This window comes from Candidatus Omnitrophota bacterium, assembly GCA_040755155.1.
Lineage (GTDB): Bacteria > Hinthialibacterota > Hinthialibacteria > Hinthialibacterales > Hinthialibacteraceae > JBFMBP01.
Map to the genome: position 1 here is coordinate 50836 of JBFMBP010000178.1, position 15222 is coordinate 66057.

A 15222-nucleotide genomic window follows, 5' to 3' on the forward strand; every position below is an offset into this window, starting at 1 on the left:
AAACGATTTGCGATTCGATTTTTTTTTAAAAATTCATGATTTCGTGTTCTTTGTCTTTGAGGATATCGTCGATGGCCGTGGTGAACTTGTCGGTCAATTTCTGCACTTCGGCCTGAAGATTTTTGGAGTCGTCTTCGGGGAGGGAGCCTTCTTTTTCCGCCTTCTTTAGGGACTCGATGCTTTCGCGGCGCACCTGGCGTACGCGCACTTTGCCTTCTTCGCCTACTTTTTTGGCGATTTTGACCAAGTCGCGGCGGCGTTCTTCCGTCAAAGGCGGGATGGAGAGGCGGATCAATTTGCCGTCGCTGTTGGGATTGATGCCTAGATCGGATTTTTGGATGGCTTTTTCGATTTCGCCAATGATGGATTTATCCCAAGGCTGGATAACGAGAAGACGAGCTTCGGGGACGCTGATATTAGCCAGTTGCCGGATGGGCGTTTTGGCGCCGTAGGCTTCCACTTGAACGGAATCGAGAAGCGCGGGCGTAGCGCGTCCAGTGCGCAACTGGGCCAGTTCGCGTTTGGTATGTTCTATGGACTCTTCCATTTCCATCTGGCATTCTTCGATAAATTCGTTCGATATCATGATTCCACCCTTATCTTTTCTTCTCCGCGCACGATGGTTCCGACGGATTCCCCCATTAAGGCGCGGCGGATGGCTCCCGGCTTCGTCATGTCGAAGACGATGATAGGGAGGTTGTTTTCCATGCAAAGGGAAACGGCGGTGGAATCCATCACGCGGAGTCCTTTGTGCAGAACTTCCTTGTACGTCAACGATTCGTAACGGATGGCGTTATGGTCTTTTTTAGGATCGCTGGAATAGACGCCATCCACTTTGGTGGCTTTATAAACGACTTCGGCTTCGATTTCGATGGCGCGGAGAGCGGCGGCCGTATCGGTGGTGAAATAGGGGTTTCCGGTTCCGCCTCCGAAAATGACGACGCGCCCTTTTTCGATATGGCGAATCGCGCGGCGCCGGATATAAGGCTCGGCCAATTCCTCCATGTGAATTGCTGTCTGCACTCGCGTATCGACGCCCGCTTGTTCCAAGGCGCCTTGGAAAGCTAAAACGTTGATGACGGTAGCCAACATGCCCATGTAATGGGCGGTGGGTTCGTCGATAAAGGAGGAGATCGATTCGCTTCCGCGCCAGATATTTCCGCCTCCAAGCACAATGGCGAGTTGCACGCCGCATTGGCGGGCGTCGGCGATTTGACGGGAGACTTGTTCGAGGGTGGGGAAATGGATGCCGTGCCCTTGCTCGCCCGCGAGGGCTTCCCCGCTGATCTTAAGTAGGACCCGACGAGGCTTGGGCATTGTAATATTCTTCCCTTGGCGGGTGGAATGACGGCGGAACCGGTTCGAACGCCGGTTCCGCCGTAGTTAGTCATGTAATTTTATTGTAGTTCTTCTCCCAATTGGAAGCGAACGAAGCGGCGAATTTGAATATTTTCGCCCAGTTTGCCCATCGTTTCTTTGGCGTAATCTTCCACGGTGATGTTCATATCCTTAATGAAAGGTTGCTCGAGAAGGCAAATCTGGGAATAAAACTTATCGATTCGCCCATCGACGATCTTATCGATGACATTGGCGGGTTTGCCCGATTCTCTGGCCTGGTTGGCGAGAATCTCCCTTTCGTTGGCCAGCGCCGATTCCGGCACTTGATCCCGTTGGAGATAGAGAGGAGAAGACGCCGCTACATGCATGGCAATGTCCTTGGCGAAGTCCTGGAAGGCGGGGGTGCGGGCCACGAAATCGGTTTCGCAATTGATTTCCACCAGAACGCCAATGCGATTGCCGGGGTGAATGTAAGAAAAGACGACGCCCTCTTTGGTTGTGCGTCCGCTGCGTTTCGCCGCATCCGCCATTCCTTTTTCCCGCAGATATTTAGTCGCTTTATCGAAATCCCCATCGCATTCCGTCAGGGCTTTTTTGCAATCCATCATGCCTGCGCCGGTTTTTTCGCGAAGATCTTTCACTTGAGTTGCAGAAATTGTTACCATCGGCTCAATCCTTTTCTTCTCTTTCGTCGTTATTCTACGGGATTCGATTCCGCCGATGAGGCCGCCAATTTGTTGGATTCGGCGGAAGCGTTATGGCTTGCGTCTTCCTTTTCGGCCTCATCCGCTTCATTTGCCGTTTCGTCATCCGCGATTTCGCCTTCGCTGTCGAGCGCCGCGCCTTCGGAAGCGGCCATGCGGCCTTCAATGACCGATTCGGCGATGCGGGAAGCGATCAGGCGCACCGCCCGGATGGCGTCGTCGTTGCCAGGAATGACGTAATCGATGTCGTCGGGATCGCAGTTCGTATCGACAATGGCTACAACGGGTATTCCCAGCCGCCTGGCTTCCAGGACGGAGATTCTTTCTTTGCGGGTATCCGTTACGAAAAGAACGGAAGGAATTTCGTTCATGTCCTTGATGCCTGCGAGGTTCTTTTGCAATTTATCCCTCAGTTTGAGCATCTCTTGCCGCTCTTTCTTGGTTCGGCGAAGACCGGTTCCGCTTTCGTCGCTCAGTTGGACGTCCAATTCCTTCAATTTGTTGATGCTTTTACGAATGGTGTCGTAGTTCGTCAACATGCCGCCCAGCCATCGTTGATTGACGTAATATTGTCCGCAACGTTTGGCTTCTTCTTTGACGGTGTCCTGAGCTTGTTTCTTGGTGCCGACAAAGAGGACGGTTCCGCCTTCCGCCGCGATGTCGCGTACGAAGCGGCAGGCTTCTTTCAGTAAACGCACGGTCTTTTTCAAGTCGATGATATAGATGCCGTTGCGCTGGCCGAAGATGTACTTGGCCATTTTCGGATTCCATCGGCGCGTCTGATGCCCGAAATGGACTCCGGATTCTAGGAGTTGTTTCATGCTTACGTTGGACAAAGGAACACTCCTTTGATACCGCCTAGGCGGTAAGATGCTCTTGGCGTTGGACTTATTGAATGGATATCACTTACGCGAAGAGATTATAATTATGGCTGGAAGCAGCGATTTATTCAAGGAGGATAGAAGGATTGGGAATAGGTTGTCTCATTCGATTCAATGATAAGAGAACCAATACTATAAATAACATTTATGGGATTCATTCGATAGTTTTAACGCGCTTTTTCAACTCGTTGAAATCCCCAGTGAGATTGATTCCGGTTTGTCTTATTGATAACGAAAATCCCTAATCACAGAGAAACGGAAGGAATGCGGAACCTTGCGGCCCCGCATTCTTTTTATTTACATGGAATATTGTAATAATCCAGACGTGGGCTGACGCTGAATCGGAAATATTCGCCGCGAGCGATTACAGAGCGCCGCTATTTTCGATGATGCCGGCGAAATCGTCCACTTTCAAACTGGCGCCGCCGACGAGTGCGCCGTCGATGTCGGGTTGGGTCAGCAGTTCCTTGGCGTTGCTGGCTTTGACGCTGCCGCCGTATTGGATGCGCACCGTTTGCGCCGTAGCGTCGTCATACAACTTGGCGATGAGTCCGCGGGCGAAAGCGTGGACGGATTGGGCGTCTTCCGGCGTGGCGGTTTTGCCCGTGCCGATAGCCCAGACGGGTTCGTAGGCGACGATCATCGATTTGACCTGCTCGGCGCTTAGTCCGGCGAGTCCGCCGCGAAGGTGATCTTCCACGACATCTTGCGTCTTGCCTTGTTCGCGTTCCTGCTCCGTTTCGCCGATGCACATGATGGGGATCAAGTTGTTGGCGAAGGCGCATTTTACCTTTTCATTGATGAATTCATTGGATTCCTTGAAGTAAGTCCGGCGTTCGGAATGGCCGAGGATGACGTATCGGCATCCGCAATCGAGCAGGAAGAGGGGCGAGATTTCGCCAGTGTAGGCGCCGTCGGCTTTCGGGTAGAGGTTCTGGCCGCCGAGCGCGATTTTCGTTCCCTTAATGACGGCGCCGGTTTCCTTCAACGAGGTGAAGGGGGGGCAAAAGACGATATCGACGGCGCTCGTCTGACCATGCTTGGCGGCGATGCCTTTGGCGAGACTTTCCGCCGCCGCCGCTGTTCCCGCGTTCATTTTCCAATTTCCCGCTATGATGAGTTTGCGCATCAAGCTGTTCTCCTTTATCAATTGTTAGGGTTTATTATGGTTCATCCACGATGGATTCTATCGAACGGATAGTATCTGCAAGCCTGCGAATGGCGCTATTATACCACCGGCTCACTCCATTACACAGGCCGTTAAAAAACGAATGGCGAAACGTCTCTATCCCAGTTCGGACAATCATGTATAAACAAAATAAACCGTCGCTTTGCAATCCGCGCTTACCTTGACGCGCACCCAATGAGCGCTGAAGCCTTCGGGAAATTCGTAATGAGAATATCCCTGCGGCGGAACGGTTATCTTCTCATATGTTTTCCAGGTTCCATTACCCAGAAAATCGACTTCGATAGTGAACTGAACCTGTTGATCCGAATCATGGCTGAGGTGGATGCCTTTTTTGTCGAAACCGGTCATGAGGAAGGGATCGGAGACGGCGCCCGCTTTCACCGGCTCTTCCCGCCAGGGTCCGCCCCAGCCTTGGGATTTGCCGTATTGCCAAAGGTCGTCGATGTTCCCGAACCAAAGGCCGGATTGGGGCTGGCCCGACGCCAAATCGGTTTGATTGCCCGCCATGACGAACAATCCTCGCCAATAACAGAAATCGGGAACCATGCGCAAATGGTAACAAATCGGCTTGATGCTCCATACTTTTCCTTCGTAAACCTGCACCGGCATTTCGTAGAATATCCCGTGGGCGTCCATCAGGAAGCGTTCCGTCTGCGCTTCACGGATGCGGAACCATTCCGTATTCCAGGCGTGATCGAACGAGTGGCTGCCCTTGGGCAGGCGGTAGGTTTTCCATTCTCCAGCTGCAAACAATTTCAGTATGACGGAAGCATTATCCCAACCCAGGGCGAAGATGGGGCTGCCGTATTCGCCCGCTCGGGGACCTTTGCCAGCGACTTCGACGAAGGGTTTCTTTTCCAGGATCGTCCATTTTTCGCCGTCCCATTCCGCCAGACGCCCCCCTTCCCGTTTTCCCAAGTATTCCTGCTCATGATACGTATTGTTGGCGACGACCAGGCGGCCGCTGCCGGTATAGGCTCCTTTGAAATGAGGATTGACGCCATGAGGCAGTTCGAGTTCCTGCACCAGGTTGAAGAGTTGTTTGGCTTCCAGCGTATAGACGTTCGCTTCGAAAAGCAGCCCTTCCATCGTAAGGAAATAGACCTTGTTTTGAGGATCGAAGAGATGCTCCACCGTTGCCGTCAGGCGATGGCTTTTGAGCGCGTCGAACGTGCGCACTTCGCCCGTGGCGCTGATGATGTGAGGGCCGATGATTCCCTGGTTGGAGGGATAATGGATCATGCGGTTGGCGTATGTTCCCACGACGCTTTCCGGGCGTTTAATCATTTGCATCTCTTCGCCGATTTCAAAAAGACCGGTTCCGGTTCCTTTGATATGAGAAACGTAGGAAACGGCCCATAGGCGATCCGACCAAGGCAGCAGCGCTCCAAATCCCGCTTCCGAGATATTCTTGTCGCGCCCGGCGATGGTGGTCATGGAGGGAAATACGCCGTTGATTTGGATCGGTTGGTTTTGCCCCTCGGCCTCCGCAAGAAGCAGGCCGCCCAGGCAAAACGGAATAAAGAATAGAACTCGGTATTTTTTCATCATTTCCTAATCTCCCGAATATAAATTCATCCCTGCTCCTTTTTTACTTATAGCGAAAAAGGAAAGCAAGGAGTGGACGAGGAAAATAATTTTACTCGCCGGCGGATTTATTCGATGAAGAGAATATGGTATGAATGAATCGTGGAATTCATAAAGGAAAACCAAATTCGACTCTTATTAGGTTTGGAAGGAGAATAACATGAAGCGCGGAATATTCATAATGGCGGCGGTTTTGTTGGCGGGAATCTTAAGCGCGGGAGCGGCGGAAAGAGCGCAGAGAAACGAATGGATTCCGCTGTTCAACGGCAAGAACCTTGACGGCTGGGAGCCAATCAACGGAACGGCGAAATACGAAGTGAAAGACGGCGCCATCGTGGGAACGACGGCGGAAGGCAGCCCCAATTCGTTCCTCTGCACCAAAAAGCATTTCGGCGATTTCGTGCTGCAATTCGAGGTGAAAGTCGACGACCGCCTCAACTCCGGCGTCCAAGTCCGCAGCAACAGTTTTAAGGATTACCAGAACGGCCGCGTCCACGGCTACCAGGTGGAGATCGCGGCGGGCGGCTTTTCGGGCTTCATCTACGACGAGGCGCGACGGGGGAAGTGGCTGAGCGAAGACCGTTGCGACAAGGCGGCGTCGGAGAAGGCGTTCCGGAAAGGCGAATGGAACAAATACCGCGTCCGCTGCGTAGGCGATTCCATCAAAACATGGATCAACGGCGTTCCCATCGCCGACGTGATCGATGATATGACCGAGTCGGGATTCATCGGCCTGCAAGTCCACGTCTTCCAAGGCGATTCTCCGGCGTCGGTAATGTGGCGCAAAATCCGCATCCGAGAAGTGAAAATCCAGGAGAGGGAAAAGACGGAAGCGAAATAGCATGTTAGTCGTTTATAAAAAGTAAAAGCGAGTGAATAGGAGGTTTTGATGAATAGACTTGCTAATGCTAACTTGCTTGTTGTATTGATATTAGTAGGCGCAATGTGCATGGATTGCTCGTGGAAGAGCCAGGAAGATCGAGAAAAAGAAGAAACGATAAAATTAAAGACTGACAATGTTAAAGACGAACTGACCAAAATAAAACTTAGCGTTGGCAATCATATCAATAGCGCAAGTTATACAATCCCAGCCGATCCATTTGCTATCGATGGCGTCAGTTTTCGTTATTATTATTTTGAACGACAAGGAGCATATATAATATCGAGCAACGGTCCCGATCAGGATGACGATTTGAAAAACGTTATCGATCCGGAGACGATGAAAAGCAATCAAGATATTTACGGTTTGGTAAAACCCAAGATGTACGACGCTTCGAATGGCGTCAAAAGCGATGGCGATATAATTGTAGTTGGACCATAAGAAATGACAGAAACGTTGGAATGAATGCGTCTCCCGGCGTTCAGCTTAATCGGCGGACGCCGGGAGCCGGATTTTAGTAAATACTAAGAAATACCAACTTCTCATTCTTCTCATTATTTCAATGAGTTTGCCCCCGTCTTGATTCCACTCTCTTCATGGTATCATTGATCGATAACGCATATTGGAGCCATCATCCATGAATCGAATTCTATACGACAGCCATATTCATACGCATCTCTGCAAACACGCCATTGGGGCGCCGGGCGAATACGCCGCGGCGGCGGAACGGCGGGGATTGCGGGGGATAATTTTTACTTGCCACAATCCCGTTCCCGGCGATTGGTCTCCAGAATACCGCATGGAATTGGACGAATTCGACGAATATGTCGCGCTGGTCGCACGAACGCGGGAAGAGTGGCTGGGGCGCGTCGATGTGCGGCTGGGGATGGAATTCGATTATATCCCCGGCATGAAGAATTGGATCGAAACGCTCATGGAACGGGCGCAGTTTCAATACCGCCTTGGCTCCGTCCATGCTCCAATTACCGATTATATGGAACGTTTTTTTTATGGCGATATTTTGAGATTTCAGAGAATCTATTTCGATCACATCGCCCAAGCGGCGGAAACGGGGCTGTTTCACGCCATCGCCCACCCCGATGTCGTCAAGCACGCCATACCCAGCCGTTGGCGCGTCGAAGAGGTTATGGACGAGTTGAAACGCAGCCTGGATTGCATCGCGGCGGCGGGGACGGCGCTGGAATTCAACACCTCCGGCGCCAATAAGATTCCCTCCGAAATGAATCCCGGCAGGGAAATGCTGCGGGAAATGAAAGCGCGGGATATTCCCGTCGTCATCGGCTCCGACTCCCATACGCCGGACCGCGTAGGCGACCGTTTCGAGGAGGCCTTCGACGCATTGCTGGAAGCGGGATATCGATCCGTCTGCTATTTCATCGACGGCGAGAAGCGGGAGATTTCCATCGAGGAAGCGAAGGCTTCGCTATTGGTTCATGCAGTATAATTTAAGCGCATATTCAATACCGTCCATATTCCTCCGCCGCCTCGCAGAGAATCTCCAGATTATCCGGCGGGACGTGGGGAGCGACGGAGCAGGCGGTGGATAGGATGTAACCGCCGCCGGGCTTGGCGATTTCTATGCGCTGGCGCGCGTCTTCCTTGACTTCTTCCGCCGTCTTGCCCAACAGAACGTTAACGGAATCGATATTTCCTTTGATAAAGACTTTTCCCTGCGTGATCCGCTTGGCGTCCGCCAGTTCCACATTGCCCAGAGGCGGCGGATCGAGGCATTCCACGCCGTTGGTATTCGATTCCATCACCAGGTCGAGGCGGTCGCCCAGTTTGCCGCAGGTGTGCGTACAGCAGAAAACGCCCGCCTGACGGATGGCGTTGTTAATCTTACGCTCGTAGGGAAGGATGAACTCCTGGTATTGCTTGCGGGAAAGAAATCCGCCGCCCGCCCAGGGCGACGACAGCGTCAGCGCGTCCACGCCCGCGCCAATCTGCTCCAATGCCCAGCGGATGCAGAGCTCGCAGTACCCTTCCAGAATGGCGTGCACCTTGCCGGGATCGTCCATGACGGCCATGATGGCTCGTTCGACGCCGAACGTGGCGAGATGATAATCCCACGGGCTGAAAACTTCGCCGTGCAGGCTTACATCGCCGCCGGTTAGAGACTGCACCCAATGAATCGAATCCAAACGCGAGTCGGGATGAACTGGGTATTTCATGCCCTGTGAAACCGGCAGCCATTCCAGGAAATCCGGCAAGTCTTTTTCGGGATCGAAGGCATCGAAGTCGGCGAACGGCTCTCCATCGGGCCAGATATTTCGGGGCAAATCGTCCAGCGGGAAGATCGTGTGCGTATAATCGAACGCGCCTGGATCCCAGCGGATGATGTACTCGCGGTCGTATTCTTCGACGCGGGCGATAGATTCCAACGCATCGTGAGGCGGTCCGCAAAGATTCATTAGAATCCCGTCGAAACGGTAGCGGCGCTGCATCTCCACCCAGGCGAGGGCGCAGCCCTCGGCGGTATACCATAGATCGATAGGAGAAATATCCGTATTCAGCAGCAGGTGGCCGATGGAAAGTTGGCACATGACGGGTACTCGGTCCGGCTCCTGCAAACTCATGGCGGCGAGCATTCGTTCTTTGTTATTCATCGGTTTATCGCAAACATGTTCCTTATTGGGATAACCTATTATGACATAATCCTTCCGAATTATTATGGGCGTGGTTTATTTTTTTCGAGAAGAGATATAATGGTTATTCAAAAATATGATTTATATAATTCTATACTAATCTATCGATTTAATGAAAAGGACGCTATGCCTTATCCCCGCTTGGAACTCGACCAAATTCGCGTATATCCCCTAAAAGAACGTTATAGTATGACGCAGATCGAAGAGATCGTAGTTGATCCCGATTCTCCGCCGCCGCCTCCCGGCGATGTGGGAGAGATTATCAAGCAAACCGCCGTCCTCATTCGTTCCGCCCGCGAACGCGGCGCATCGGTGATGTTGACCTACGGCGCGCATCTCTTGCGCAATGGAATGGGGCCGACATTGATTCGGATGATGGAAGAGGGCTGGATCACCCACCTGGCGACCAATGGCGCGGGAATCATCCACGATTGGGAATATAGTTTTCTGGGACGCTCCACGGAAAGCGTGCGCGAAAATACGCCGAAAGGCCAATTTGGAACCTGGGATGAGACGGGGAAGAATATCAACCTGGCGGCCGCGATCGGCGCAGCGGACGACTTGGGTTTTGGAGAATCCATCGGGCGCTTTATTTGGAAAGATGGCGCCACGCTGCCCCTGTCGGAAGAGCTGGCTCATGCCATCCGCAATAATCCTTGGCGCAAACGCACTCCCGCCCTCGCCGATTTGTTGCAACTCATGATCCGCTTCGATCTTCCCGGCGGACCGTATACTATCCAACATCCTTGGAAAAAATATTCCGTTCCCGGCAACGCCTATCGGTTGAAAGTTCCGTTTACCGTCCATCCCGGCATTGGATACGATATTATTTCCAACCATCCTTATTTCAGCCCGGCGGCGATTGGGCGGGGAGGGGGAATCGATTTTCAAACGTTCGCCGCTTCCGTAACGAATCTATCCAGCGGCGTCTATATTTCCGTCGGATCGGCCATTATGTCGCCGCAAGTATTCGAGAAGGCGATGAGTTGCGCCAATAATGTCCTATTGCAAAAGGGCAAGAGCGTTCGGGATCATGCGATACTGATCGTGGATATTCAAGACGGCGGGGGATGGGATTGGACGCAGGGCGAGCCGCCCAAAACCAATCCGGCTTATTTCCTGCGCTTTTGTAAAAGCTTCTACCGCATGGGCGGACATCTCGACTACGCCTGCGCCGACAATCGGCTGGTAGTGCATAATCTCTACGCCGCGTTGAAAGCGTGAAATGGCTTTAATGTCTAGGACGCTTTGCTATGAATCCAGCTGAAGCCCTTGAAAACGTAAAAGGCGGGAGAGAGTATATGAATCCCCGTCCCGCCTTAACGATTGGTTTTCAATATTGTTTGTACTTGGATGAACTAAAGATTGGCTTGCGCCGTTTCTGGTTCCGGGGCGGCGAGCGAAAGCGGCTCGATCTCTTTTTTCGTTTCGTCTACGATTTGGAAATCTATCCCGAATACGTCCATAAAGAGGTTTTTCCTTTTTATCACGCTCGCTTTTTCTTCCAAGCAATCACCCATTGCTTCAATCAGGCAACAGCATTCGTTTTTTTGGATAACGCAGCGAAAATCCGCAATTTTATGGCTGCGCGAGCGATCGAGGGCGTCGGCAATGCGTAAAAGAGCGCTCATTCTTTTTACGATCGTTTGGTCGCGCTGCGACAACGATAAAAATTCCGGATGTTTGAGTTTCGGCGTCGATTTACGATGATAGCGGGCGATTAGAGCGACGATCTGCTTTTCCTTAGCGGTTAAAGAGGGAAAATGGGCGTCTAAGATAATGCGATAGGAGTGCAAATGGTGCTTTCGATAACTGACTGCGCAACCGATATCGTGCAATAAAGCGGCGCATTGAAGATATTGCCTTTCCATCTCTCCACAAAGGTGCAGGTCTTTCAATTGATCGAAGAAATTTAAAGAGAGTTTTTCTACATGAACTGCATGTTCAGGATCTTTGGTGAATTTTTGCATTAATTGTTGCGCAAATTCTAGGTTCATTTTGAATCCTCGACATGTCTTCAGTTACTCTTATCTCGTTACTCTTATTATCTCATGTTTCGCATTCCTGTTCCCTCGCCCTCTGGGAGAGGGTTAGGGTGAGGGGATAATAAGTCTAATAATATCAACCCTCACCTAACCTCTCCCAATCTTGGGAGAGGGATTGGGAAAACAGCAAATTCAAAAGAAAATGGTATTCGTGCGAAACATGAGTTATTATTTCGTATATCAGAATCCTGGAGGTCCGTCCATGAAATCCTGTGGAGGACGAATCATTCCATTCAAACCATTCGCAATTTCCTTCTCGTCCAAATCGCCGCTTTTATCGGCGTCCCAATTCGCGAACCATTCGTTACCCAATTGCTGAAAAATCGTTTTCGATATTTTCCCCTCGTCGTCCGCTTTTTCCATGAATGCGGGAATCAAGAAGAAGGTGGGAGAGAATTCGCCTGGAGGTCCCATCGGCGGAAAACCATCTGGCAGTTTAAAAATAGGAGATAAACCCTCGGCGAGTTCTTTATCGTTCAAACTATCATTTTTGTCTTTGTCCCATCCTGCAGCCCATTGATTCCATTTTTCGATGAAAATCGATTTTTTGATCTTCTTATCTTGATCCTGGCCGATGGCTGCGGATAATTGCGGTCCTAAGAACATACCCGGCCCGAATCCTTCCGGAGGACCGAATCCGCCGGGGCCGCCGGGACCAAATCCGCCTGGCCCAGGTCCGCCGGGTCCGCCAGGTCCAAATCCACCGGGTCCGCCTGGGCCGCCTGGACGTCCCGGTCCTGATAATTTTTCGCCTTCCGATTTTCCATCCAATTGCAATTGGATGGATTCATTGCGTTTTGCAATCCAACCCGAGATCGAGAACAATTTAAACATAGGGCCTCGGCGCAATCCTCTATCTCTTTCAGACGAAGGCGAGGGATTTTCCGAAATGTTATCCTCGCTTTTCGACACTGCGTTATAAGAGACGCATTTGACGAATTCGTCGAAGGGGACTTTAGTATCTTCTTTAACCGCATCTTGAATGGCGGCGCGGATGGTTTCGACTTTCTTTTGAATTCGTTCCGGCTGTAAAATCTTATGCGTGAATTCCCGAATGAATGCTAAGTATTTTTCTTTCCATTCGGGAATTGCCAGTAGGCGATCAATGAGCGGATGGGGGGCGGGATTCGGTTCCCGGATGCTAGCCCGCGCTTGGATATCGGGAGAACCGCTCATCATGAATTTTCCGAACGACAAATCCATGTCCCATGGAATCCAATAGTATTTATCCGTTTTGGTTTCATGGTAGATATAGTAATTTTGTCCCATGCCCAAAATGCTGTCGTAATTGGCGATAGCGACATTGACGGCTAAAAAGCGCAGAAACGCTTCAACGTCAATGTATTCTCCAATCTTCTTTTGAAAATCCACGCCGGTCGCTTCGTTGACGAACTTGGCGAATTCCATAAAATGCTTGGCTTCCTTCCAAGTAACGTCATCCGTTTTGCAGTCGTATGGTTGTTCGTAATCGTCCCAATTGTCGCCAAAATAAGGGAGGCCGCGGATCATTCGAGGTTTCAACAGCAATCCTTCTTTAATACCGTAATTACGTTGTAAAAAGTTTTCGTTGACTTGCTCGGCGATAGTATATAAACCCAGATATTCCTTGCCGTATTGACCTTCGACTGTGATATAGACCTTGGCGAAGGCTGTTCGCGGGGCGGGAAGGTCAAAATCTCGGAATGTTTCATACGAGAGGACTTCCACCATGTGCGAAGGATCGAAGAAGTTATTGTTGAGATTGATTTTGGTTTGACCCATGAATTCCTGATTTTTCACATAACGGTTGAAATCAATCTTGATGGGTTTTTTCAAGGAATTTCCACCCATCCGTAGAGTAGCATTTCCCTTATAACGAATTCCGACGTTTTCAAACTTTTTGCCATCAACTTCAACGATTGCAGAGATATAGGGCAAATCGTCTTGCGGGAAAAAACCTCCCGGAGGCCCCATTCGGCGTTCGGGACGATTGGCGGGCTGGTCGCCGTTGTTTGCAGGTGGAGGGCCGCCGAAGAATGGAGGTCTTCCGCCGGGGCCGCCGGATCGTGTTGGCTGCATTTTTTGCCAATTTTCGGGAGATATCGTCAGATGGATATTCCAAACTTTTGTCATTCCGAAAATGGAATCATCGGAATTATCTTTCTCCGAACCGCCTAATGCCCATTGAGCAGTTGGTAGCAATAAGATGAAAAGAATCAAGCATAAAACCGAAGGAATAGATAACGAAATACGGTTATTATTATCGAATATTTTCATGCGCTTCTATCTCCATTGGTGCGATTTGGGAAAAGTTTATTTTCTTATAAGAATGAAATCCTCGAATGAAAGCCATTCTGGATTGGATTGACTTAAAGCAAAAAAAGAACCACTTTCGAACATTGTAATTTCTTCGCGTTTTTTTGCATTTATTAGAGAAATATTAGGAAAATATGAGGAAGGCGCGTGGATAGACGCCGAAAAAATGCGCATTAATTACACATTGCTTTTTTGAGATACGCGAAATTTTTGCGCATTTCGAAATATTGGAATTTGCGTTCTTGATGGAGCGGGTTCCATACGTAAATATTTTATTTTTTAATTTTCATATCTATTTCTAAATAAAAGAGTTATGAGCTATAACTTAAGAAAAATTTTTATTTGCTTCAATAAAAAAAGCCCGGTTATTAAACCGGGCTTGCAGTTGATTGGCATTATAGTTTGGATTACATATCTTGAACGCGCTGGGCGATATCGTCGCCGATCTTGGAAGTGGACATGCCCGCTTTGACGATGTCGCTTACGGCCAAGCCAGGGAGTTTGCCGCTGCCGAGAAAATCGGAGACAGCCTTATCCAACATTTTCGCCGCTTTCTCTTCGCCCAGATGTTCCAACATCATTTGGCCAGCGCTAATGCAGGCGATGGGATTGATGACGTTTTGGTTGGTATATTTAGGAGCGGAGCCGCCGATCGGCTCGAACATCGAGGTTCCTTGGGGATTGATGTTGCCGCCCGCCGCGACGCCCATGCCGCCTTGAACCATTGCGCCCAGATCGGTAATGATGTCGCCGAACATGTTGCCGGTGACGATGACGTCGAACCATTCGGGATTCTTTACCATCCACATAGTGGTAGCGTCTACGTGGGCGTATTCGCGCTTGATGCCAGGATATTCTTTTTGCCCCATTTCATGAAAAGCGCGTTCCCAGAGATCGTAGACGAAAGTAAGGACGTTGGTTTTTCCGCAAAGAGTCAGCGTGTTGTTTTTGTTTCTTTTCTTCGTATATTCGAAAGCATATTTCAAGCAACGGTCGACTTCGAAGCGAGTGTAAACCATTTCCTGGATGGCGACTTCGTTAGGCGTGCCTTTTTTAATAATTCCGCCGCCGCCGGTATAGATGCCGGCGCTGTTTTCGCGCACGACGACGAAGTCGATTTCCTTGGGACCTTTATCTTTAATCGGCGTCCATACGCCGGGATAGAGTTTGACGGGTCGAAGGTTGATGTATTGATCCAGTTCGAAGCGCGCTTTGAGCAGGATGCCTTTTTCCAAGATTCCCGGCTTCACGTCGGGGTGGCCGATGGCGCCGAGGTAGATGGCATTAAATTTTTTCAACTCTTCGATGGCGCTGTCGGGGAGAATTTCCCCCGTTTTCATGTAGCGTTCGCCGCCGAAATCGAAATCCGTATACTCGCATTTGAATCCGGCTTTTTGTTCCAGGACTTTGAGTACTTTGACGCCTTCGCGTATGACTTCCGGTCCGGTTCCGTCGCCGCCCATGACGGCAATTTTATAAGTCTTCATAGATGCCTCCGTTAGTTAAATTAGCGGGCTATGCTTCTTTGCCTCTGGCTTTGGGACTGGAGGACTTGTCTTCTTGTCTCCCAATCTCCTCTGGTGGGCTACGCTTCGCTTTGAGCCCACCCTACAAACATGTCGCCTTGTCTCCCTATC

The 15222-nt window shown here is 50.4% G+C and carries 14 protein-coding genes; 4 read left to right on the forward strand and 10 right to left on the reverse strand.

Annotated elements, in window-relative coordinates; translation table 11 throughout:
* Nucleotides 1-25: 25 nt before the first annotated feature.
* The 6 genes from frr to AB1656_26980 form a co-directional block, all read right to left on the reverse strand.
* Nucleotides 26-583 carry a ribosome recycling factor gene (frr, locus tag AB1656_26955; protein MEW6239037.1) on the reverse strand — a complete coding sequence of 186 codons (558 nt, stop codon included), beginning with the start codon at nucleotides 581-583 and terminating at the stop codon, nucleotides 26-28.
* Nucleotides 583-1317, reverse strand: coding sequence for a UMP kinase (gene pyrH, locus AB1656_26960; protein MEW6239038.1), 735 nt, complete (start codon nucleotides 1315-1317; stop codon nucleotides 583-585). Before pyrH ends, frr begins: the two co-directional genes overlap by 1 nt.
* A gap of 80 nt (nucleotides 1318-1397) precedes the next feature.
* Entirely contained in the window at nucleotides 1398-2003 is a 606-nt protein-coding gene (gene tsf / locus AB1656_26965; protein MEW6239039.1) for a translation elongation factor Ts, read from the reverse strand.
* A 29-nt stretch (nucleotides 2004-2032) separates the two neighbouring features.
* Nucleotides 2033-2878, reverse strand: a complete 846-nt coding sequence (gene rpsB / locus AB1656_26970; GenBank protein ID MEW6239040.1) for a 30S ribosomal protein S2 — start codon at nucleotides 2876-2878, stop codon at nucleotides 2033-2035.
* 409 nt (nucleotides 2879-3287) lie between these two features.
* Nucleotides 3288-4052 (reverse strand): triose-phosphate isomerase, encoded by a 765-nt coding sequence (tpiA, locus tag AB1656_26975; GenBank protein ID MEW6239041.1) that lies wholly within the window; start codon nucleotides 4050-4052, stop codon nucleotides 3288-3290.
* 174 nt (nucleotides 4053-4226) lie between these two features.
* The gene (locus tag AB1656_26980) at nucleotides 4227-5663 is read right to left on the reverse strand and encodes a hypothetical protein (GenBank protein ID MEW6239042.1); all 1437 of its coding nucleotides are present in this window, start codon (nucleotides 5661-5663) and stop codon (nucleotides 4227-4229) included.
* A 196-nt stretch (nucleotides 5664-5859) separates the two neighbouring features.
* On the opposite strand from AB1656_26980, the gene AB1656_26985 reads away from it, so the two are divergent.
* The 3 genes from AB1656_26985 (at nucleotide 5860) to AB1656_26995 (ending at nucleotide 8044) form a co-directional block, all read left to right on the forward strand.
* A complete protein-coding gene (locus tag AB1656_26985; GenBank protein ID MEW6239043.1) occupies nucleotides 5860-6540 on the forward strand; it encodes a DUF1080 domain-containing protein in 681 nt (226 codons plus the stop codon).
* A gap of 48 nt (nucleotides 6541-6588) precedes the next feature.
* Nucleotides 6589-7020, forward strand: a complete 432-nt coding sequence (locus AB1656_26990) for a hypothetical protein (protein MEW6239044.1) — start codon at nucleotides 6589-6591, stop codon at nucleotides 7018-7020.
* A gap of 196 nt (nucleotides 7021-7216) precedes the next feature.
* The gene (locus AB1656_26995; protein ID MEW6239045.1) at nucleotides 7217-8044 is read left to right on the forward strand and encodes a histidinol-phosphatase HisJ family protein; all 828 of its coding nucleotides are present in this window, start codon (nucleotides 7217-7219) and stop codon (nucleotides 8042-8044) included.
* A 13-nt stretch (nucleotides 8045-8057) separates the two neighbouring features.
* Here AB1656_26995 and AB1656_27000 read toward each other — a convergent pair whose 3' ends face one another.
* Complete coding sequence (locus AB1656_27000; GenBank protein MEW6239046.1) at nucleotides 8058-9206, reverse strand: uroporphyrinogen decarboxylase family protein; 1149 nt, start codon at nucleotides 9204-9206, stop codon at nucleotides 8058-8060.
* A gap of 165 nt (nucleotides 9207-9371) precedes the next feature.
* On the opposite strand from AB1656_27000, the gene AB1656_27005 reads away from it, so the two are divergent.
* Nucleotides 9372-10469: a hypothetical protein gene (locus AB1656_27005; protein ID MEW6239047.1), complete on the forward strand. Its 1098-nt coding sequence runs from the start codon at nucleotides 9372-9374 to the stop codon at nucleotides 10467-10469.
* A gap of 134 nt (nucleotides 10470-10603) precedes the next feature.
* Here AB1656_27005 and AB1656_27010 read toward each other — a convergent pair whose 3' ends face one another.
* From AB1656_27010 to AB1656_27020, 3 genes are all read right to left on the reverse strand, one after another.
* Nucleotides 10604-11242, reverse strand: a complete 639-nt coding sequence (locus AB1656_27010) for an HD domain-containing protein (GenBank protein ID MEW6239048.1) — start codon at nucleotides 11240-11242, stop codon at nucleotides 10604-10606.
* A 228-nt stretch (nucleotides 11243-11470) separates the two neighbouring features.
* Nucleotides 11471-13546, reverse strand: coding sequence for a CotH kinase family protein (locus tag AB1656_27015; protein MEW6239049.1), 2076 nt, complete (start codon nucleotides 13544-13546; stop codon nucleotides 11471-11473).
* Nucleotides 13547-13992: 446 nt separating this feature from the next.
* The gene (locus AB1656_27020) at nucleotides 13993-15072 is read right to left on the reverse strand and encodes a 3-isopropylmalate dehydrogenase (GenBank protein MEW6239050.1); all 1080 of its coding nucleotides are present in this window, start codon (nucleotides 15070-15072) and stop codon (nucleotides 13993-13995) included.
* Nucleotides 15073-15222 lie beyond the last annotated feature (150 nt).